General features: G+C 61.6%; 19 protein-coding genes. 8 read left to right on the plus strand and 11 right to left on the minus strand.

What is annotated here, in order from left to right; all coding sequences use genetic code 11:
* Window positions 1–5: 5 nt before the first annotated feature.
* Both JF539_RS19735 and JF539_RS19740 read right to left on the minus strand, forming a co-directional pair.
* The gene (locus JF539_RS19735) at window positions 6–1,307 is read right to left on the minus strand and encodes a TRAP transporter large permease (RefSeq protein WP_207142420.1); all 1,302 of its coding nucleotides are present in this window, start codon (window positions 1,305–1,307) and stop codon (window positions 6–8) included.
* A gap of 27 nt (window positions 1,308–1,334) precedes the next feature.
* A complete protein-coding gene (locus JF539_RS19740) occupies window positions 1,335–1,859 on the minus strand; it encodes a TRAP transporter small permease (protein ID WP_209017432.1) in 525 nt (174 codons plus the stop codon).
* A 245-nt stretch (window positions 1,860–2,104) separates the two neighbouring features.
* Between JF539_RS19740 and JF539_RS19745 the strand changes: the two genes are divergently transcribed.
* The 5 genes from JF539_RS19745 (at window position 2,105) to JF539_RS19765 (ending at window position 7,806) form a co-directional block, all read left to right on the plus strand.
* Entirely contained in the window at window positions 2,105–3,085 is a 981-nt protein-coding gene (locus JF539_RS19745) for a TRAP transporter substrate-binding protein (protein ID WP_207142421.1), read from the plus strand.
* A 44-nt stretch (window positions 3,086–3,129) separates the two neighbouring features.
* Complete coding sequence (locus JF539_RS19750) at window positions 3,130–4,950, plus strand: glycoside hydrolase family 2 protein (RefSeq protein WP_207142422.1); 1,821 nt, start codon at window positions 3,130–3,132, stop codon at window positions 4,948–4,950.
* Window positions 4,947–5,687: an FCD domain-containing protein gene (locus JF539_RS19755; protein ID WP_207142423.1), complete on the plus strand. Its 741-nt coding sequence runs from the start codon at window positions 4,947–4,949 to the stop codon at window positions 5,685–5,687. The genes JF539_RS19750 and JF539_RS19755 overlap by 4 nt, the downstream gene beginning before the upstream one ends.
* 43 nt (window positions 5,688–5,730) lie before the next feature.
* Complete coding sequence (uxuA, locus tag JF539_RS19760; RefSeq protein WP_207142424.1) at window positions 5,731–6,912, plus strand: mannonate dehydratase; 1,182 nt, start codon at window positions 5,731–5,733, stop codon at window positions 6,910–6,912.
* A 243-nt stretch (window positions 6,913–7,155) separates the two neighbouring features.
* Window positions 7,156–7,806 (plus strand): peroxiredoxin, encoded by a 651-nt coding sequence (locus JF539_RS19765; RefSeq protein WP_207142425.1) that lies wholly within the window; start codon window positions 7,156–7,158, stop codon window positions 7,804–7,806.
* Between the two features lie 82 nt (window positions 7,807–7,888).
* On the opposite strand, the gene JF539_RS19770 is transcribed toward JF539_RS19765, so the two are convergent.
* The 9 genes from JF539_RS19770 to JF539_RS19810 all read right to left on the minus strand — a co-directional run bounded on the left by JF539_RS19770 (window position 7,889) and on the right by JF539_RS19810 (window position 17,683).
* Complete coding sequence (locus tag JF539_RS19770; protein WP_207142426.1) at window positions 7,889–8,083, minus strand: hypothetical protein; 195 nt, start codon at window positions 8,081–8,083, stop codon at window positions 7,889–7,891.
* A 246-nt stretch (window positions 8,084–8,329) separates the two neighbouring features.
* Window positions 8,330–8,905, minus strand: coding sequence for an SRPBCC family protein (locus tag JF539_RS19775; protein ID WP_207142427.1), 576 nt, complete (start codon window positions 8,903–8,905; stop codon window positions 8,330–8,332).
* Between the two features lie 23 nt (window positions 8,906–8,928).
* On the minus strand, window positions 8,929–9,801 hold the full coding sequence (locus tag JF539_RS19780) for an XdhC family protein (RefSeq protein ID WP_419247691.1): 873 nt from the start codon (window positions 9,799–9,801) through the stop codon (window positions 8,929–8,931).
* Window positions 9,802–9,820: 19 nt separating this feature from the next.
* The gene (locus JF539_RS19785) at window positions 9,821–11,020 is read right to left on the minus strand and encodes a vWA domain-containing protein (protein WP_207142429.1); all 1,200 of its coding nucleotides are present in this window, start codon (window positions 11,018–11,020) and stop codon (window positions 9,821–9,823) included.
* A gap of 3 nt (window positions 11,021–11,023) precedes the next feature.
* Complete coding sequence (locus tag JF539_RS19790; protein ID WP_207142430.1) at window positions 11,024–11,905, minus strand: AAA family ATPase; 882 nt, start codon at window positions 11,903–11,905, stop codon at window positions 11,024–11,026.
* Between the two features lie 289 nt (window positions 11,906–12,194).
* A complete protein-coding gene (locus JF539_RS19795; protein WP_207142431.1) occupies window positions 12,195–14,615 on the minus strand; it encodes an aerobic carbon-monoxide dehydrogenase large subunit in 2,421 nt (806 codons plus the stop codon).
* Window positions 14,612–15,121: a (2Fe-2S)-binding protein gene (locus JF539_RS19800; RefSeq protein WP_209017433.1), complete on the minus strand. Its 510-nt coding sequence runs from the start codon at window positions 15,119–15,121 to the stop codon at window positions 14,612–14,614. The genes JF539_RS19795 and JF539_RS19800 overlap by 4 nt, the downstream gene beginning before the upstream one ends.
* Window positions 15,122–15,132: 11 nt before the next feature.
* Window positions 15,133–15,999, minus strand: a complete 867-nt coding sequence (locus tag JF539_RS19805; protein ID WP_207142432.1) for an FAD binding domain-containing protein — start codon at window positions 15,997–15,999, stop codon at window positions 15,133–15,135.
* 421 nt (window positions 16,000–16,420) lie between these two features.
* Window positions 16,421–17,683: an MHYT domain-containing protein gene (locus JF539_RS19810; protein ID WP_207142433.1), complete on the minus strand. Its 1,263-nt coding sequence runs from the start codon at window positions 17,681–17,683 to the stop codon at window positions 16,421–16,423.
* Between the two features lie 218 nt (window positions 17,684–17,901).
* On the opposite strand from JF539_RS19810, the gene JF539_RS19815 reads away from it, so the two are divergent.
* From JF539_RS19815 to JF539_RS19825, 3 genes are all read left to right on the plus strand, one after another.
* The gene (locus JF539_RS19815; RefSeq protein WP_209017435.1) at window positions 17,902–18,303 is read left to right on the plus strand and encodes a dihydroneopterin aldolase; all 402 of its coding nucleotides are present in this window, start codon (window positions 17,902–17,904) and stop codon (window positions 18,301–18,303) included.
* Window positions 18,304–18,368: 65 nt separating this feature from the next.
* Window positions 18,369–19,253 carry a dihydropteroate synthase gene (locus JF539_RS19820; RefSeq protein ID WP_207142435.1) on the plus strand — a complete coding sequence of 295 codons (885 nt, stop codon included), beginning with the start codon at window positions 18,369–18,371 and terminating at the stop codon, window positions 19,251–19,253.
* Between the two features lie 21 nt (window positions 19,254–19,274).
* Window positions 19,275–20,024, plus strand: a complete 750-nt coding sequence (locus JF539_RS19825) for an SDR family oxidoreductase (protein ID WP_207142436.1) — start codon at window positions 19,275–19,277, stop codon at window positions 20,022–20,024.
* Window positions 20,025–20,428 lie beyond the last annotated feature (404 nt).

Consider the following 20,428-nt stretch of genomic DNA (forward strand, 5'->3'; position numbering starts at 1 on the left):
GGTTCCTAATAGCCCAGGAGAAGACGCGGCAGGAACAGGCTGAGTGCCGGTACGAAGGTGACCACCAGAAGCAGCGCGACCAGGACCGCATAAAAGCCCAGCATGGGTTTGAGGACCTGACCGATTTTAACCCCACCGACCGAACAGCCGACAAAAAGCGCGGAGCCGACCGGGGGCGTACAGATGCCGATGCACAGATTGAAGGTCATGACGACGCCGAAATGCACCGGGTCCATGCCGAGATCCTTGACCACAGGCAGGAAGATCGGCGTGAAGATAAGGAGCGCGGGGGTCATGTCCATGAAGGTGCCGACGACCAGGAGCGCAAGGTTGATGACCAGGAGCAGGACGATGGGGTTCTCGGAAAGGCCAAGGAGCAGATCGGAGATGGAATAGGGGATGTCGGCGAAGGCCATGGCCTTCGACATGGCGATCGAGCAGCCGATCATGAGCAAGACGATGGATGTTGTGACGGCGCTCTCCAGAATGATCGCCGGCAGTTCGCGCCAGGAGATTTCCCTGTACCACACCACCGCGAGAAACAGGGTGTAGACGACCGCAACCGCCGAAGCTTCCGTCGCCGTGAACACGCCGCCGATGATGCCGCCCATAACGATGACGATGAGGCCAAGGGGCAGCATGGCGGCCAGGGCCTTTTCGACCACCTCGCGGAAACTCGGACGCTCGGCCACCGGATAGCCGCGCCGCTTCGCGATCAGGCCCGCGACCACCATCAGGCTGACGCCCATGAGAATGCCTGGAATATACCCGGCGACGAAGAGGGCCGCGACAGATGTGCCGTTGGTGATCAGGGAATAGACGATGAAGGTCGCGCTCGGCGGGATCAGCAGGCCGGTCGGGCAGGAGGCAATGTTGACCGCCGCGCTGTAGGCGGGGTCGTAGCCTTCCTTTTTCTGGAGCGGCGCCATCACACCGCCGACCGCGGCCGCGGAGGCAACCGCCGATCCGGATATCGATCCGAACATCATGTTCGCAAGGACGTTGCAATGGGCTAATGCACCGGGAAGCCTGCCGGCGAGGACCTTGGCGAACTCGATCAGGCGGAGTGCGATGCCGCCCCGGTTCATGATATTGCCCGCCAGGATGAAGAACGGGATCGCGAGCAGGGTGAAACTGTCGAGGCCGGAGGCGACCTGCTGGGCAACGATGTAAACCGACTGGTCGAAGGACATGAACAGGAGGAAGGTGGCGAAAGCCGCCAGGCCGATCGAAAAGGCTATCGGCACGCCCAGTATCATGAGCAGCGCGAAAGTCCCGAACAGGACGAGGACCGATTGAATATCCATGAGAGTTCCCGGTGTACTGGTCTGGCGTTAGTCGAGCGGTCCGCCGATGCTGGCGGCGCCGTCCTGGTCGTTCGGGCCGCGCCCTGTACGGATCAGGTCGGCCAGAAAAGTCAGGCAGTAGTAGAGGATGCAGAGCCCGGAGAACGGGATCGCGACGTAGATCAGGCCCATCGGCAGGCGGAGTGCCGGCGAGACCTGGCCGGTCTCCAGCGTCCGCCCAACAAGGTCGATGCCGCCATAGACCATGACGATGCCGGCGAAAAATGCCACGGCGGCGATGATGAGGCCGTTCACGAGAAGCCGGGCCCTACCTGTGGTGATGACCGGCAGAAGGTCGATGGCAAGGTGACGGCGCCGGCCGAACGTATAGGCTCCGCCCAGAAGCGCGACCCAGATGAACAGGAAACGGGCCATCTCGTCGGTCACGGTGCTCGGACTCTGCAGCAGATAGCGCGAGACCACCTGCCAGACGACGCAGGCGACAAGAACGGCGAAAGCTGTGGTGATGACGACGCGCAGGACCAGGTCCACGCCTCTGGTGATGACAGTCACGATGTTCCTCCCGTGCCGGCCCGGATGTTCGAAGAACCGCGGCAGCGGTATGAGCTTCGGCGCGTCTAGAAATGCGCCAGGAATGGAAACTGGTCAACCAATTTTATAAAACAGGTTGACTGATTTTGAAAATTGGACGAACAATTCGCCATCCGCGGCAATCTCGAGCCGCGAGGCAAACGGTCGACCCTGGCGTTCCGGATAGAGCGGACACCTTGCGGCGAGACTGCGATTGGGAGGAAAATATGTCCAAATTCGTGAAACTGGCGGCTGTCATGGCCGCAGGCGTGGTTGCGCTCGGCTCTGCGGCCGGCGCCAAGACATTGCGGCTCAACCACAACAATCCGGAAGACCATCCGCTGCACAAGTCCATGGAGTTCATGGCCGAGAAAGTGGACGAGTTGACAAATGGAGATCTGAAAATCCGGATCTATGCCAACGCACAGCTCGGGACGCAGCGTGAATCCATGGAGTTGATGCAGAACGGCTCGCTGGACATGGCGCGCTCCAATGCGTCCGAATTGGAAGCCTTCGAAGAATCCTACGGTGCACTGAACCTGCCCTACATCTTCGTCAGCGCCGATCACTATTACGACGTCCTGACCAGCGACATCGGTACCGACATCCTTGAAGCTTCCGCGGACAAGGGCTTTGTCGGCCTGGCGTTTTATATCGAAGGCGCGCGTTCCTTCTATGCCAACAAGGAAATCCGGTCTCCGAAGGACCTGGAAGGCATGAAGATCCGCGTGCAGCCGAGCCCGTCCGCGATCCGCATGGTCGAGCTGCTCGGCGGCAATCCGACGCCGATCGCCTGGGGTGAACTCTACAGCGCCCTTCAGCAGGGTGTCGTCGACGGCGCGGAAAACAACCCGATGGCCCTGACCTCGGCCCGCCACGGCGAAGTGTCAAAAGTCTACTCCGACGACGGTCACACCATGATCCCGTCCGTCGTGATGATTTCCACCAAGACCTGGAACGACCTTTCGGACGAGCATAAGGACGCGATCCGCAAGGCCGCGCGGGAGTCGATGGATTTTCACCGCGAGCAGTGGGATGCGATGAGCGCCGCAGCCGTCGAAACCGCCAAGAGCGAACTCGGCGTGAAGTTCATCGAGGTGGAAAAGGGGCCTTTCATCGAGGCGGTTCTGCCGATGCATGAAGAAGCCGCGCAGAAATCCCCGGTGGTGGCCGATCTGATCAAGCGGATCAAGGACGCGGCGGAATAATCCGGCCGTCCCCTCGCGAAGACCAGGTCCAAGGTTTGTAAAAGATGCTCGAACGCTCGAAACTCGCCGATAACGCGCTTCAGGCGCTGCATGACGAAGACTACGATGTGCCTTTCAACACGCAGTCCTTGAACCATGACGGCCTGATCTTCATGGGCGGGCGGGCATCGACAAGCCTTGACGGCGACTGGAACTTCTGTGTCGACCTCCTGGACACCGGCCTCCGGCAGAAATGGTTCGCCATGCTGCCGGAGACACCGGAAGAACGAACAGAGCCCTGGGACTACGATCCCTACATGGGCGAAACCGTACCGGTTCCCTCGAACTGGGCCATGCTGAAGGAGAAATGGTACTTCTTCGAAGGCAGCGCCTGGTATACACGCCCTCTGGATGCAGCGCCTGAAGACCCCGGCAAACGGCGGTTTCTGCGGTTCGGAGCGGCAGCCTATGACTGCAAGATCTTCCTGAACGGCGAGTTCCTGGGAAATCACTACGGCGCATCGACACCGTTCTGCGTTGAGGTTACGGGGAAACTCAAGCCGGGGCGCAACTGGCTCATGGCCTGCGTCAACAACACCCGTACCCGCGACCGGGTTCCGATGCGGAATACCGACTGGTTCAACTACGGCGGCCTTTATCGCGAGGTCTGCCTGTTTGAGACGCCGCAGAGCGTGATCAAGGACTTTTTTCTCTATCTCGTGCCGGACGGCACCTATTCGACGTTGCGCGCCGAAGTTACGGTAGACGGTCCGGATGCCGGTCCCGCGAGGATTTCGATCCCCGCGCTCGGAATCGATGCCGAGTTCCCCGCGACCGCGAACGGCAAGGCCGGGATGGATATCCCGGCGCGGCCGGACCTCTGGAGCCCGGAGACACCGGAGCTCTACGACGTCAGCGTGACCTGTGGCGAGGATCGCGTCAGCGACCGCGTCGGGTTCCGCCAGATCGAGCGGCGGGGGACAGAGATCCTGCTCAACGGCAAATCACTGTTCCTGCGCGGCATCTCCGTGCATGAGGACGATGCGGTTCTTGGCAAGGTCACAGGCGAAGAGGACTTGCGTCGCCGGTTCAACCACGCGCGCGAACTCGGCTGCAACTATCTGCGCCTGGCGCATTATCCGCATCACGAACGGGCCGCCCGGCTTGCAGACGAACTCGGCTTCCTGCTCTGGGAGGAGATCCCGGTTTACTGGGCGATCGAATTCGACAATCCAGCGACCCTCAGAGACGCGGAAAACCAGCTGATGGAGCTGATCAAGCGCGACCGCAACCGGGCAAGCGTGGTCATCTGGTCCGTCGGCAACGAAAATCCGGACACGGATGGACGACTCAAATTCATGAAGAGGCTGGCGGACACCTGCAAGTCTCTCGATCCAACCCGTCTGACCTCGGCCGCGTGCCTGGTGAACCATGCCCAAAACCGGATCGAGGACCGGCTCGCCGCCCACATCGACGTTATCGGTCTCAATGAATACTACGGCTGGTACGAAGAAGATTTCGAGGACCTCGCGGCCATCGGCCGGAATTCCGAACCGGACCGTCCTGTCGTGATTTCAGAGACCGGCGCCGACGGCGTCATCGGTGAAAAGGGACCGGAAAAGGGTCTCTTCAGCGAAGACTACATGGCGGAGGTTTACCGCAGGCAGATCGCCACCCTGCGCGGCCTTGACTATATCAAGGGCATGTCGCCGTGGATACTCTACGATTTCCGCGTTGAACGGCGCCAAAACATCTTTCAGAACGGCTACAATCACAAAGGGCTGATTGCCGCAGACAAGAAAACGAAGAAAAAAGCATTCCACATCCTGGCCGACTACTACCGTCAGATCGCAGCCGGCGAGGAGGATGCGAGGAAAGCCTCATGACGAGCGATGTCGCAAAGCGCCGATATCAGGAAATCGCCGAACTTCTTGCGCGGCGTATCGCCGAGGAGGGCTACAAGCCAGGCGACAAGTTTCCGACCGAGCGGCAGATCTCGCTGGAACTCGGCATCAGCAGATCCCTGGTCCGGGAAGCCTTCATCGTGCTGGAGATCGAAGGCTATCTGGACGTGCGCAAGGGCTCGGGCAGCTACGTCGCAGACGGTGAAAAGATCTCGCTGAACGTTCAGAAGGCCGATTACGGCCCGTTCGAGCTGCTGCAGGCGCGACAGCTGTTGGAAAGCAGCATTGCGGGTTTCGCCGCCCAGACCATCACCAAGAGCGATATCGTTCATTTGCGCGAAACCCTGGAACTCGAACGCCGGGCGATCGAAAACGGTGAGGAAGACTACGCTGCCGATCGCCTGTTTCACCTGCAGATCGCCGAGGCGACACAGAACAGCGTGCTGGTCGCCCAGGTCGAGGACCTCTGGACGAAACGGGAAAACAGTTCCATGTGGGCCAGGCTTCACGACCGTATCTTCGACCTGAGCTACCGGGCCAAATGGCTGGACGATCACGCGGAGATTCTGGAAGCCCTTCGGCACCGCAATTCCGACAAGGCCGGCCAGGCGATGTGGCAACACCTGGAAAACGTCCGCCGCACCCTGCTTGAGCTCTCCGATGTCGGCGACCCGGAATTCGACGGCTATCTCTATACGCCGGCGCGGGCAGCGCCATGACTGCTGGCCCCGATCGCGATAACGACAAGAAAGACATGAAGCGATGATCGAAAGCTGGCGCTGGTTCGGACCGCAGGACCCGGTTTCCCTTCAGGACATTCGACAGGCGGGCGCGACGGGGATCGTCACTGCCCTGCATGATATCCCGAATGGCACCTTTTGGCCGGAAGAAGACATTGCCGCCAGGCGGGAGATGATCGAAGCGGCCGGACTTGAATGGGTCGTTACCGAGAGCATTCCGGTTCACGAGGATATCAAGACCGGCGCACCCGGCTGGGAGCAATGGGCGCAGAACTGGGCCGGGACCGTTCGCGCGCTCGCGCATCAGGGCGTGAAAACGATCTGCTACAATTTCATGCCGGTCCTGGACTGGACCCGCACGGATCTCGATTATCGCCTGGCCGACGGCGCATCGGCGCTTCGGTTCGAATTCAGGGCCTATGCCGCCTTCGATCTCTTCATCCTGAAACGGGAGGGGGCCGAGAACGATTACAGCGAAGAGGATATCGCCGAGGCCGAGGCCTATTGGGCAGAGAGTTCGGACGCGGAACGGAACAGGCTGACGGCAAATATCATCGCGGGCCTGCCGGGCTCCGAGGAGAGCTACACGCTTGAAAGTTTCAGCGACTGTCTGGCGTCCTACCGGGAGATCGGCCGGGAAGACCTTTTTCAGAACCTGAAGAACTTCCTAGATGTGGTGGTCCCGGCGGCCGAGGAGGCGGGAGCCCTACTTGCGTTGCATCCCGACGATCCGCCCCGGTCGCTGTTCGGACTTCCGCGGATTGTGAGCAGCCTTGCCGACCTCGAACGCATTGCCGCGATGAACGGGTCGAACGCACATGGCTTCACGCTTTGCACCGGATCGCTCGGAGCGCACCCGGACAACGATCTTCCAGCTATTGTCGAAGCGCTTGGCGCGCGCATTCACTTCACGCATCTGAGGGCGACGCGCCGGGAGACTGACCCGCGCAGCTTTCACGAAGACGCGCATTTGGCGGGTGACATCGACATGGTCGCCATCGTCCGGGCCATAAGACATCTGGAGCGCAAGACGCAATCCGCTCTGCCGATGCGGCCGGATCACGGTCATCGTATCCTGAACGACCTGACGGGCACATCGACACCGGGCTATCCGGCGATCGGCCGACTGCGCGGCCTTGCGGAGTTGCGCGGAGTGAGCCGGGCGATCGACGTCCTGGACGGGTTGGAAACGATCCCGCGTTAACACGGTATGTACCGAAACCTCATGTGCGACACCAAGGCGTCGCGCTCGGGCGATTACGCCAGGCGTTGCCAGTCTTTCTGAAATCGCTGAATTGTCGAGGTTCCGGCCGGTGTCGGTGGGGCGGCTGCCGCTTCGGTGAGGGCGCGGGCCATTGCCCAATCGGACAATACAGCTTACCTAAGTTGCGCATTCAGTTGGAGGCTGATTGCGGTTCTCTCGGATTTTCAACAAAGGATCATTCAAATGGGTCTTCGCATCAACGATACGGTTCCGAATTTCACCGCGGACACCGATCAGGGTCAGATCACGTTCCATGACTGGATCGGCGACAGCTGGGCGATCCTGTTCAGTCACCCGAAGGATTTCACACCTGTCTGCACCACCGAGTTCGGTGCCGTCGCCCAACTGGCGGACGAATGGGAAAAACGCGGAACCAAGGTGATCGGCGTTTCCGTTGACAGCGCCGAAGACCATAAGAAATGGAAAGCGGATATCGAGAAGGTCGGTGGCTGCACCGCCGGATTCCCGATCATCGCCGATGAGGATCTTGGCGTGTCCAAGGCGTTCGACATGCTGCCCGCCGAAGCCTATCTGCCGGATGGACGCACGCCGGCCGACAGCGCCACCGTGCGCTCGGTCTTCATCATCGGCCCGGACAAGCAGCTCAAGCTGTCCATGACCTACCCGATGACGGTCGGCCGGAACTTCGCGGAAGTCCTGCGCGCTCTCGATGGTCTTCAGACGGCGGCCAAGGGCGTCGCGACGCCGGCCAACTGGCAGGTCGGCCAGGACGTGATCATTCCGACGAGCGTCAGCGACGAGGACGCCAAGGCGAAGTTCGGCGACTTCGAAACCGTTCTGCCTTACCTGCGCAAGGCCAAACTGCCGGCTTAAAGCAGGTGTAGAAACACCGATATCAAGGAAGGTCCCGGCGGCACGCTTGTGCCGCCGGGACGTCTTCCGGAGGAAGGTGGGGTCAACCTCCGGACGAGCAGATTTGCAGGAGCGCCGCGGCCGTGTGAGGGACCGCAAGACCCAGACAGCAGGCGTGGGCCGTGGCCAGGAAGGCCGTCAGCAATGTGCCGGTTGCCAGAGCCAGCATCAGCGACGGGTCGCTTCTGATTTCCGCGACCGCCAGCGAAACGGGTGTGCGAGTTTGCCCTGTTGTCATGTCTTTCCTCCGAATTGCCGCAGGGAATGACGTTAAGCCGAGTTCTCTGCGTTTGCCTCCAATTTACCTCTCCCTGGGGAGTGTCGGCGCTTGCGCCGCGCGTTGGATATGGCCTCTCTGTTATTTCGAGGATATTGTTCCTTCATCCCAACCCTCCCCAAAAAGGAGAGAGAGCTTATCCGTCTAAATGTAGTTGCCTTGCCCAAGACGGGAATGCGTTAGCGTTGATTTTCGTCACTTTCCCCGTTAGCCAGCCGTTTCCTCGGCCGGGGTCTGATCCTTCTTGCCGCCGAACAGGCCCCCGAGCCAGCCCTTCTTCTGTTCACCGTCCTGTGCAGCCGTTTCCTCGGCCTTTTCCGTCTCCGCCGTTTCCGGAGTGCTGGGAGCGACCTGTTCGCCAAACGCGGTGAAGAACTCGCCGGCAAGCCGCTTGGCGGTGGAATCGATCAGCCGGGATCCGAGTTGGGCAAGCTTGCCGCCGATCTTCGCCTCGACATCGTAGTGCAGGATGGTTGCGTCCGGTCCGTCTTCCTCCAGACGGACCTTTGCGCCGCCACGGGCAAAGCCTGCGACACCGCCGGACCCTTCGCCTTCGATCGTGTAGCCGTTGGGCGGGTCGAGGTCGTTCAGGGTAACCTTGCCGCCAAACGTTGCCTTGACAGGCCCGACCTTCAGCTTGACCTTGGCCTCAAGTTCCGTGTCCGAGTTCTTGGTCAATTCCTCACAGCCCGGGATCGACGCCTTGAGCACTTCCGGATCGTTCAGGGCCTCCCAGACCTTTTCGCGGGGCGCTTCAATTCTCTGACTGTCAGTCATCTGCATGGGATGGGTCTCCGATAGGTTCGTTAAACGTGGGTGATATTTTTCTGGCGCTGGTCCTTGCGGCGGATGAGCAGAAGCTCAGCGAGAATGGACAGCGCGATCTCTTCCGGCGTGATGGCACCGAGGTCGAGTCCGGCAGGGCCTTCGATCCGCTCAAGGTCGGTTTCGCCAAATCCCTTTTCGCGAAGTTTTTCCTTCAGCGCGGCGATCTTGCGCCGGCTGCCGACGAAGCCGAGATGGCGGGTGGTGGCTTTCAGCGCGCCTTCAAGTGCGGCGAGATCGCCTCGGCCCTGGGTCGAAACGACGACGAAATTCTCGGCGTTTCCCAGTTGTGACAGGTCGTAGGTGTCGATCCGGCGATTGGCGACCCTATAAGCAGAAAGATCTTCTGCCGGCGCGCATACCGTGACGTCGAAGCCGATGCCTGGCGCCTGCTTGGCCAGGGCGATGGCCACGGGGCTCGAACCGCAGATCACGAGATTGGGCCGCGGCAGGACCGGTTCGATGAAAATGTCCATCGTTCCCTGGCTAGGGCACATGTTTTTTGCGAACCGCACGCCTTCCCGTTCCTCGCCCGGGGCGACGCCGCGCTCGGCGAGAAGGTCTGCCGGCTGGATGGAAATCAGCCGGGTCTCACCGTCTTCGAGGGCTTCCCTGGCCGCCTTGAGGACGGCACCACGCGCACATCCGCCGCCGATCCAGCCACCGGCGATGGTCCCGTCGGCGGCAATCACGGCCTTCGCGCCGGCCTTGGCGGCGGTGACCGAAATGGTGCGCACCACGGTTGCCAGGACGTAAGGCGTGTGTTCGCCCTGAAGCCGGTTCATCAGCGGCTGAAGATCGCCCGTCAGCTCCGGTGCGGCGGTGTCGTGGGTCTCTGGAACCGCATGTTTCATCGTCGGGTCTCCCATGACGTCATAGCTTTGCCAGGTAAGGTTCGAGAGCCGCGAGGCTGTCGAGATTGTGCGCGGGCGCAAAGAGATCGATGTTCGGCAGGGCGGCCTGCATGCCGCCGGCGGTCGGCTCGTAGCCTTGCCAGCCGATCAGCGGATTGAGCCAGACGATCCGCTTGCAGCGCCGTCTCAATCTTGCCATTTCCTCTCCGAGCAGCTCCGGTGCACCCGTGTCGTAGCCGTCGGACAGGATCATCACGCAGGTGCGCGAGTGGATGACCCGGGCCGCATGCCAGCGATTGAAATCGGCCAGCGCCTCGCCGATCTTCGTGCCGCCGCCAACGCCCTGGGCCATCAGCCCCATCCGGTCGAGCGCGCGCGCCGCGTCGCGTTCCGACAGGGCCGACGACACATGAACGAGCCGGGTGTGGAACAGGAAAGCTTCCGCTTCGCGGAAATTGTCGAGAATGCCGTGCACGAAGCGGGTGAAGACGGCGGTGTAATTGTTCATGGAGCCGGAGGCATCCAAGAGGACAACCAGCCGCAATTGGCGCTCGCGCGGTCCCTTGCGGATGAGCTCGATCGGCAGGCCGCCATGAGCAATCGAGTGACGGATGGTGCGGCGGAGGTCGAGGCGCGGGCCTTTCCGTTTCCGCCGGTCCCGGCGGGTCAGCCGGACGCGCATGGAGCGGGCCAGCCGTTCCGCAAGCGCATGGGCCTTTTCCAGAGCTTCCGGATCGTGAATGTCGCGGAAGTCGATCCGGCCAAGGTTCTCCGCGATGCTGGCGCCTTCCCGGCGCCCGGACGGGGTGTCGCCGGTCTCTTCGTCCTCTTCGCCCGGCTGGCGTTCGACATCTCCGGCAATCGTGTCCTGACGGTTGCCTTGCGCATCCATCAGGTCGCGAATGGTCTTCATGCCTTTTTTCGGATGAGACCCGGACACCTTGACCCCCGATTTGACACCCTTTTCGAACCAGTAGGCGTCGAAGAGCTCGTCGAAGCGCTGCCAGTCGGAGCGGCGGCCGCAAAAGAGTGCCCGGAAGGCGGGTTTCAGCGCCGATGGTCTTTTGATGAAAGGGGAGCACAGAAGGGCAAGCGCGTCATTCGTCTCCGCCAGACCGGTCTTGAAGCCGTTGTCCCTGAGCGTACGTACGAACCCGGCGAGCCGCAGCCGGAGCGCGGCGCCGATGTCGTCCTGCGTTGTCAGGGCGCTCGTTGCCATGGCTCAGGCCACCTTTCCAAGGAGACGATCGGTGACTTCCCGCGTGACCCTTGCCTGGTCTTCCCGGGTCTTCAGCACGCAGGCAAGCGTGTCGAAGACGAGCTCGCGGCTTTCGGCAAGAGACTTGGCTCCGAGGCCGAGCAGGGCCGCGGCCCAGTCGATGGTCTCGGCGACGCCGGGAACCTTGGCGAGGTCCTCCTTGCGCAACTTGCCCATCAGCTCGGCGATCTGGAGCGCGAGCACGGCATCGAGTCCCTGGACACGGGACAGCAGAATGCGGGCTTCCCGGTCAGGCGCCGGATAGTCGACGTAATGATAGAGACAGCGTCGGCGCAGGGCGTCGGAAAGCTCGCGCGTGCCGTTGGACGTCAGCACAACGCGGGGAATGCTGGCCGCCCGGACCGTGCCGAGTTCCGGGATCGAAACCTGGTAGTCGGAGAGGATCTCAAGCAGATAGGCTTCGAACTCCTCGTCCGCACGGTCGATTTCATCGATCAGGAGCACGGGCGGTTTTTCCTGCCGGATTGCGGCAAGCAAGGGCCGTTCGAGCAGGTATTTTTCAGAAAAGACGGCTTCCTCGAGCCGCTCCGCGTCCTCTCCCGAAGCTTCCCGCGCCTTGATGGCGAGAAGCTGGCGCTGGTAGTTCCATTCGTAGATGGCGTCGGATCGGTCAAGGCCTTCATAGCATTGCAGCCGGATCAGGTCGGTGTCCTCGAGCTTCGCCAGCGCCTTGGCGACCTCCGTTTTGCCAACACCCGCTTCGCCTTCCAGAAGCAGCGGCCGGTTCAGCATCTCCGTCAGGAGAATGGCGGTCGCCAGCCCCTCGTCGGCGACATATCCCGCCGCCGCCAGTCCTTCTGCGATTTGCTCCCTGGTCTTGGTCATGTGAGCCGGTTTGCTTCTCTGTTGCTTTTCCTGGTCGTTGCCGGACTTGATCCGGCAGGTCTTCGAGACCTCGAAGTTTGAGCCAACGTTCGAGGCCGTGCCGCTTGCTCTCCTCCCTTGAAGGGGAGATGTCAGCTTTAGCTGACAGAGGGGCGCGCGCCTCTCGGTCCCTCTCGGCTAATGCCGTTCATGCTGTCCCGCTGTACCCCCTCTGTCCGTTTCACGGACCTCTCCCCCTCAAAGGGGGGAGGGGAGTAAGCGGGAACGCTGGTTCGATCAGCCGGGGCTGTTACCCGTGCGCGCCGAGATCCTTGGCCGCCTGCCAGATGCGCCAGGCGTCGTGGGGCATCTGGATATGGGTCGAGCCGAGGAACTGGAACGCGTCATTGACCGCGTTGGAAAAGGCCGGAACGCCACCGACATTCGGGCTTTCACCGACACCCTTCGCCCCGATCGGATGATGCGGGCTTGGGGTCACGGTGTAGTCGGTTTCCCAATGCGGGGTTTCGACCGCGGTCGGCAGGAAGAAGTCCATGAAGGACGCGCCGAGCACATTGCCCATTTCGTCGTAGCGGATCTCCTGGCCCATCGCGATGGCGAAGGCTTCCGTCAGGCCGCCGTGGACCTGACCCTCGATGATCATCGGGTTGATGCGGGTGCCGCAATCGTCGAGCGCATAGAAGCGCCGCGTCTTGGCGACCCCGGTATCGACGTCGATGTCCATCACGCAGAAATAGGCGCCGAATGGATAGGTCATGTTGGGCGGGTCATAGTAGCTGACCGCTTCCAGACCCGGTTCCATGCCGGGGGGCGGGGCGTGATAGGCCGCCCAGGCGATTTCCTTCATGGACTTGCGCGCCTGAGGATTGCCTTTCACCTGGAAACCGTCGATGTCCCATTCGAGGTCATATTCGGAGACTTCCAACATGTGGGCCGCGATCATCTGCGCCTTGTTGCGGATCTTGCGCGCGGCAAGGGCAATTGCGGCGCCGGCGACGGGGGTCGAACGCGAACCGTAGGTGCCGAGGCCGTAAGGCGCCGTGTCCGTGTTGCCTTCCTCCACCATGATGTCGGCGGCGGGAATGCCGATCTCCGTGGCGATGATCTGCGCCCAGGTGGTCTCGTGGCCCTGGCCTTGAGACTTGGTACCCATGCGCGAGATCACGGAACCGGTCGGGTGCACCCGGATTTCGGCGCTGTCGAACATGGCGACGCCGAGAATGTCGCAGTTCTTGGACGGTCCGGCTCCGACGATCTCGGTGAAGAAGGAGATGCCGATCCCCATGATCTCCCTGGTTTCGCCGCGCTGGAAGGCTTCCTGCTTGGCCTTTTGTTCGGCGCGCAGCTCGCGGTAGCCAAGCGTGTCCATCGCCTTCTGCATGGCGGTGTGATAGTCGCCGCTGTCATATTCCCAGCCGAGCGCCGACTGATAGGGGAACTGCTCCGGTTTGACGAAGTTCTTCATGCGCAGGTCCGCCGGGTCCATGCCGAGCTTTTGCGCCAGAATGTCCATCGCCCGTTCTATGCAGTAGGCGGCTTCCGTCACCCGGAAGGAGCAGCGATAGGCAACGCCGCCCGGGGCCTTGTTGGTATAGACCCCGTCGACGGCCAGATGGGCAGCCGGGAAGTCGTAGGAGCCGGTAACGATGTTGAAGAAACCGGCCGGCCATTTGGACGGGTCGGCGCAGGCGTCGAAGCCGCCGTGGTCGGCGAGCACATGGACCTTGAGCCCGGTTACGGTGCCGTCGTTTTTCGCCGCGATTTCCGCAGTCATGTGATAGTCGCGGGCGAAAGAGGTGGTGGAAAGGTTTTCCATCCGGTCCTCGACCCATTTCACCGGAACGCCGGTGACGATGGTTGCGACGATCGCGCAGATGTAGCCCGGGTAGGCGCCCACCTTGTTGCCGAAGCCGCCGCCGATATCGGGGGCGATCACATGGATCTTGTGTTCGGGAATGGTGGAGAGAAGCGAGGCGACCGTGCGGATCACATGCGGGGCCTGGAAGGTTCCCCAGACGGACAGTTCACCCGTCACCTTGTCCATGGACGCCACGCACTGGCAGGTTTCCAGCGGCGAGGGATGGGTGCGGTGATAGGAGATCAGTTCCTTGATGGTGACGTCGGCTTCGCTGAACGCCTTCGCGGTCTCGTCCTTGTCGCCGACTTCCCAGGTGAAGATGTGGTTGTGATGCTTGCGCGGACCGTGGGCGCCTTCCGTCTTGCCCTCGAGATCGGGGCGCAGCACCGGCGCGTCCGGGTCCATGGACTTGAACGGGTCGGTGAGCACGGGAAGCTCTTCGTATTCGACTTCGACAACCTGGATGGCGTCGTCGGCGATGTAGCGGTTTTCCGCCACCACGAAGGCGACTTCCTGGTTCTGGTAAAGCACCTTGCCGTCCGCCAGCACCATCTGGACGTCTCCGGCCAGCGTCGGCATCCAGGCGAGATTGACACCCTTGAGGTCTTCCGCGGTCAGGACCGCGATCACGCCCGGTATTTTCAGGGCTTCGGTGGCGTCGATCTTGGTGATCTTGGCGTGGGCATAGGGCGAGCGCACGAAGTCGCCGAAGACCATGCCCGGAAGCTTCAGGTCGTCGACATACTGTCCCTTGCCCTGCGTGAAGCGGATGTCTTCGACGCGCTTGCGCTTGCAGCCCATGCCTTCCAGGGCGGCCTCGCGCTGTTCCCGTGTCGGGGTCATGTCGTTCATTCCGCTGCCTCCTGAAAGTCGGTGCCGTTCAGCTTGGCCGCGGCATACTGGATGGCCTTGACGATGTTCTGGTAACCGGTGCAGCGGCACAGGTTTCCTGAGATGCCCATCCGGATTTCCTCTTCCGTCGGGTTCGGGGTTTCCTTCAAAAGGGTATGGGCGCGCAGGATCATGCCGGGGGTGCAGAAGCCGCATTGCAGGCCGTGCATCTGGCGGAAGCCCTCCTGAAGGGCGGACAAGGTGCCGTCCGCATTAGCCATGCCCTCGATCGTGGTCAGCTCCGCACCGTTCGCTTGGACCGCGAAAAGCGTGCAGGACTTCACCGACATGCCGTCGACTTCAACCGTGCAGGCGCCGCAATGGGACGTCTCGCAACCGATATGGGGCCCTGTGAGGTTCAGTTCCTCGCGCAGGAAATGGATCAGAAGCGTGCGCGGCTCGACAAAGCGCTGCACCTTCTTGCCGTTGACGGTCATGGAGACCGGAACTTGTTCGATTTCGCTCATCAATCTCTCCCTCAGCCGTTTGCGCGTTCAGACGCGCGGGCAAGCGCGCGTCGCACCATGATGCCGGCCATCTTGGTTCTGTACTCCGCCGGTCCCCGTCCGTCGGAAGCCGGTTCGGTGATGGCTTCCGCCGCGGCGACTGCCAGTTTGATCGTGTCGTCATCCAGGGTGGAGCCTGCGACGATGTCGCTTGCGTCGGCTGCGAAAAGCGGCGTGTCGGCGACGTTCGTCAGCGCGATGGAGCAGGTGGCAACAGTGCCGCCGCTTTTGGTCAGGACAACCGCTGCTGCGGCGGTGGCGTAATCGCCGACCTTGCGTTTCAGTTTCTCGTAGGCAAAGCCATGACCCGCCGGCGGAACCGGGATCTTTACCGCAGTCAGAATTTCTTCCGGCGCGAGCGCGGTAAAGTAGGCCGCCTCGTAGAAGTCGCGAGCGGCAACGTCCCGCTCGCCGTCCGGGCCGGTCAGGACATAGGTCGCGTTCAGGCACTGCATGAGGGCGGGCATGTCGTTGCCGGGATCGCCATTGGCGACGTTGCCGCCGAGCGTGCCGACATAGCGGATCTGCGGATCCGCGATCAGAAGCGACGTTTCCCGGATGATCGGCAGTTTCCCGGCCAGGAGGTCCGAAGCGATCAATTCGTGCTGGGTGGTCATCGCGCGGATGGTGATGGTGCCGCCGTCCTCGTCGATGCCCTTGAGGTCGGCGATGCCGCCGAGGTCGACAAGATGCTCGGGGGCTGCCATGCGCAGCTTCATCATGGGGATCAGGCTGTGCCCGCCGGACAGCGGCCGCGCCTCATCTCCATGGCTTGCCAGAATGGCGACGGCTTCGGCCACGGATGCGGGCCGGTGATAGGTGAATTCACCAGGGATCACGTCTTTACTCCTCCCTCCTTCAGCCCGAAAAATCTCGGGACCGAACGCCCGGTGCAGGAAGGTCTCGTCGCGTTCGAACCCTTCCATCGGGCAAGTTGTGTCTCCGCCACGGCGCGGCGGAATGTCACATAACTCAAGGGTGCGGAACTGTGCGGTGCACACTCAAGACGCCATGCACCGATGACACGGGGGAATACACGGAAGGCGGGTTTTCTTGCATGAATTGCGTCAGGTTTACTGACGTAATTCATGGATGGTTTTTGAGTGGAAAGTTAGTCAAATTTTATCTAAATAAATGAAATTCAATATTTATTTGAACTTGAGGGAAATTTTTTGGTATGTAATTTAAGATTGTGGATCTCGTCCCGTTCGAGAAACAAAACAGGGTTGAGAGCAATCTGGAGGTGAGGTTCCTGGAGCGTTATTGCGCGGCTGCCGGATGGGATTGAGGGTCTGCCGTCTCGGTCAGGGCGCTCAGCATCGTGCGGACCCGGCTCCAGCGGGACCGGCTTACCGGAACCGTCTGGGCGTTTGCGCCTTGAAGGACAAGCACCCCGCCGTCGCCGGCACGCCGGAAACTGGCGACGCAACCCAGATTGACGATGTGGCTGCGGTGGACGCGCTTGAACAGTTTCGGGTCGAGCTGCTGCTCGGCCTCGCCGATGGAGAGCGGGCAGAAGAATTCCCGCTCACCGTCATAAAGCTTGGTGTAGTGGGCATCGGCATGAACCGCCACGATCTCCTCCACGCCGAGCCGGTCCTTCTGTCCGTCCCGTTCGATGGGCAGCGTCCGGCGCATGGTCGGGGTGGATCGCTTCGCCGTTGCCGCTGCCTGCAGGCCGGATGCGGTGCGCTGGTTGGGTTCAGACAGCACCGACCCCTCCACGACCGCTTCGGTGGCGCCTGCCTCTTGTTCCTTTGCCGTTTGTACCGTGTCGCGGTCGCGCCCGGTGGGCATCTTCGTCAGACCCGTTTCACGATCCCCTCCAGGCACCAAGGCCAGAAGAAACAGGCCGGAAACCAGGAATGCGACACAGGACACGAAAATCGCCAGCATGCTCGGGCCGAGGGCGGGGGCGGACAAGGCGCGCGCGGCCGGGACCGGCGTAAAGGTCATGCCGGTCATCGCGGTATAATGCATGGCCGAAATCGCAAGCGCCATCACGGCGGCCGAGACGACGAGGGGAGGCCTCTTGCCCAGGCCGAAGAGGAGCCAGAGCGCCAGGCCGGACGCGTTGAAGGCGATCAGGAAACTTGCCAGGACATAAGCCGGATCGTGCGCCATGTTCAGGGACGTGTGGAGCGCATACATGCCGAGATAATGCATGGTGCAGATCCCCGCGCCCATGACGAACGCGGCAAGGCCAAGCCGCAAGGACGTCAGGCGCCGGTTGCTTGCGGTAAACACGGCAATTCCGACCACCAGCACGCAGACAAGAAAGGACAGCAGCGTCGGCAGGATCAGGAAGTCGACAACGACAGGCAGCTTGGCGGCCAGCATTCCGACGAAATGCATCGACCAGATCGCCAGAGCCATTGTGAAAGCGGCCCCCGCCAGAACAAGGCGCCGTCTCGAACCTTCGGTGCGACCGACCTGAACCGCAAGGTTCAGTCCGACAAAGCTGCCCTGAAATGCCATGATCAGGGAGAGTGCGACGAGCCACGGCTCGTGCGTCACTGTCATTGTGAAGCTCTCCTCCCAAATAGCCCGTTCCGCTTCCCGAACGGGTCCTCATTTATCGATGATAGGGGAAAGCGCGGGGTGCGGCAATTCCGTCTAACTTGTGAATTCACGAGTTTGAGTGTCCTGGAAGTCCACCGGCCGCCAAATGGCGCTTGCCTAGTCCGGGGCGGGTCCGATTTATTGCAAGTGCTAAAGGAACTCAGTCAGCAGGAATGCACATGTCCGATAAAAACGATCAACCCGCGCGCCGGAGCGAGCTTGGACAGGATGTCATCGTGATCGAAGGCCTGCGCGTGCCCGCCGAGATCGGTATACTGGACAGCGAGAAGGGGCGAAGACAAACCGTCTGCTTCGACATCGAAATCCTGACCGTTCCGGGCTACCGGGAAATCGTGCGCGAAACGGGGAACTTCATCTCCTATGCGGAGCCGGTTGCTTTCATTGAGGACAAAGCGTCCTCCGGCGGTCATGTCGACCTGGTGGAGGATTGGGCGGAAACGGTTGCGGAGTTCGTTCTTGCCCATCCGCTTGCGCAACAGGTCAGCGTCAAGGTGACCAAGCCGGATATCTTCGACAATGTCGCGGGGGCGGGGATCCGGATCACCCGGACACGCACGTGACCGGTCTTGCCGTGTCTCCTTCTTATCCTAACTGTCGACAGACATGATCCAGGAGCCAGTGCCCGATGATAACCGCCGACCGTATTCTTCCCCTTTGGCTCAAGTACCGTGACGCGCTCGAGGCGCCGGTCAGAACGTTTGAGTTCCCGAGGTTCGGCCGCCGGTTCGAGGATCGGACCTATCAGATGGGGGTTCTCAACCTGTCGCCGGACAGCACCTACCGGGAGACGGTCTGCCACACTTTCGAGGCTGCCCTTTACCGGGGGCGGCGAATGACGCTGGAAGGGGCCGCCATGGTGGATATCGGGGCGGAGTCCACCGGCGAGACCGCGGACATTGTTGCCGTCGACCGGCAGATCGACATCATGCGTCCCGTCGTGGCGGCATTGGCGGAGGACAATATTCTGGTGTCGGTGGAGACCTACCACCCGGAAGTCGGCGTCGCGCTGGTTGAGGCCGGAGCCGGTGTCGTGAATCTGACCGGCCGTGTCGACGATCCGGCCTTTTACCAGGCGATCGCGCATCACGAGGCGGGCGTGGTGCTTTGTTACACGCCGGGTGAGAACGCCCGTTCCGATGACTACCTGCCCGCCGCGGACGAGTTGTTCGACCGTCAACTGGACTTTTTCAGGGAGCGGATCGCGCTGGCCACGGAGGCGGGCATCGAACGACTGTGGGTCGACCCCGGGTTCGGCTTTGCCCTGCACCTGCCGGACGGGCCGGACCGGATCCGTTATCAGACCGAGAGTATCCTGCAGTCCTTCCGCTTGCGCGAACTCGGCTGGCCGGTGACGGTGCAGCTTACCGGCGCTGTCTATCTGTTTCGCGACGAGGTCCGCGTGGCCCAGACGAGCGCTGCGACGCTGGCGGTCCTGTCGAAGGCCAATCTGGTCCGCAGTCACGAAGTGCCTCGGGTGCAGCCGGTCCTGAACCTGCAGGATTTCGCCTGAGCGCCGGGGAGGGGAGAGCCGATGACGGCAGAGAAAAAGATCGCGTTGGTGACGGGCGCCGGCAAAAGGCTCGGCAAGGCGATTGCCCGCGGGCTGGCGGACCGGGGCTATGCGATGGGACTACACTACAATTCCTCCGCTGGCGGGGCGGAAGAGCTTCGCGACGAGATTGTCTCAAGCGGCGGAGCGGCCGTTCTCCTGCAAAAGGACCTGAGCCGGCCGGAGCTTTCGGGCAGCCTGATTGCCGAGGCGTCGGAGGCGTTAGGCGGCCCGGTCTCGGTGCTTGTCAATTCCGCGTCCGCCTTCGACACGGATACCCTTTATGACCTGACATTGGAGAGCTGGCAGTTCCTGATGAACGTCAATGCCGCGGCCCCCGTCTTTCTGATGCAGGCCTTCGCCTGTCAGGACCCGATGCCCGAGGAGGGCGCGATCGTGAACATCCTGGACACGCAAATGCAGTCGGCGTCGCCGGAACGGCTCAGTTATTTCTGCGGGAAATTCGCTTTGGACGGCGCGACACGGCTTGCCGCGTTCGAACTGGGCACAAAGGGGATCCGGGTAAACGCGGTCGCGCCGGGGCTGGTGCTGCCGAGCGACCAGACCGAGGAGGACTTTCACCGCCGCCAAAAACTGACGCCGATGGGTGCCGGACTCGGTCCGCAGGATATCGTGGCTGCGGTACAGTATCTTGTCTCCGCTCCTCAGGTTACCGGCCACACGCTGGTCGTGGATGCGGGCCAAAGGCTGATGGGTTTCGGCAACAGCTAACCGGATGGGGACAGGAGCTGCCCTGCGACCCACTGGTTCGGAAATGGTTAATATCCACCGGCCGTTGGGGAAGGTGATTTTCTTCAAAAAAACTTCGCGAACGCTGTTGACGGTATGAATTAGTGTGCGTATAACGCGGCTCATCGACGGCGGCGATGTCGCTGGCGGCAGGGTTTTGCGACCTTAATTCCTGACAATTGGTCTGAGATGGCCGGATCTTTGTGGTTCGGTTAGGGCTGGTTTTCGCTGGGGTTTTGGTTTTTCCCGAGGGGGTTTCGGTCTCCTGTTCTTTGACAATTTGGTATTGAAGGAAGGGAAGCGTAGGCGGCGTTGGCCTTGCGGACTAATGGAGCCTTTTGGGGTTTTGTTGGTTTAAGTAAGGGTTACGCAGGTACGCTGATCTT

The organism is Roseibium aggregatum (assembly GCF_017309185.1).
Classification (GTDB): domain Bacteria; phylum Pseudomonadota; class Alphaproteobacteria; order Rhizobiales; family Stappiaceae; genus Roseibium; species Roseibium aggregatum_B.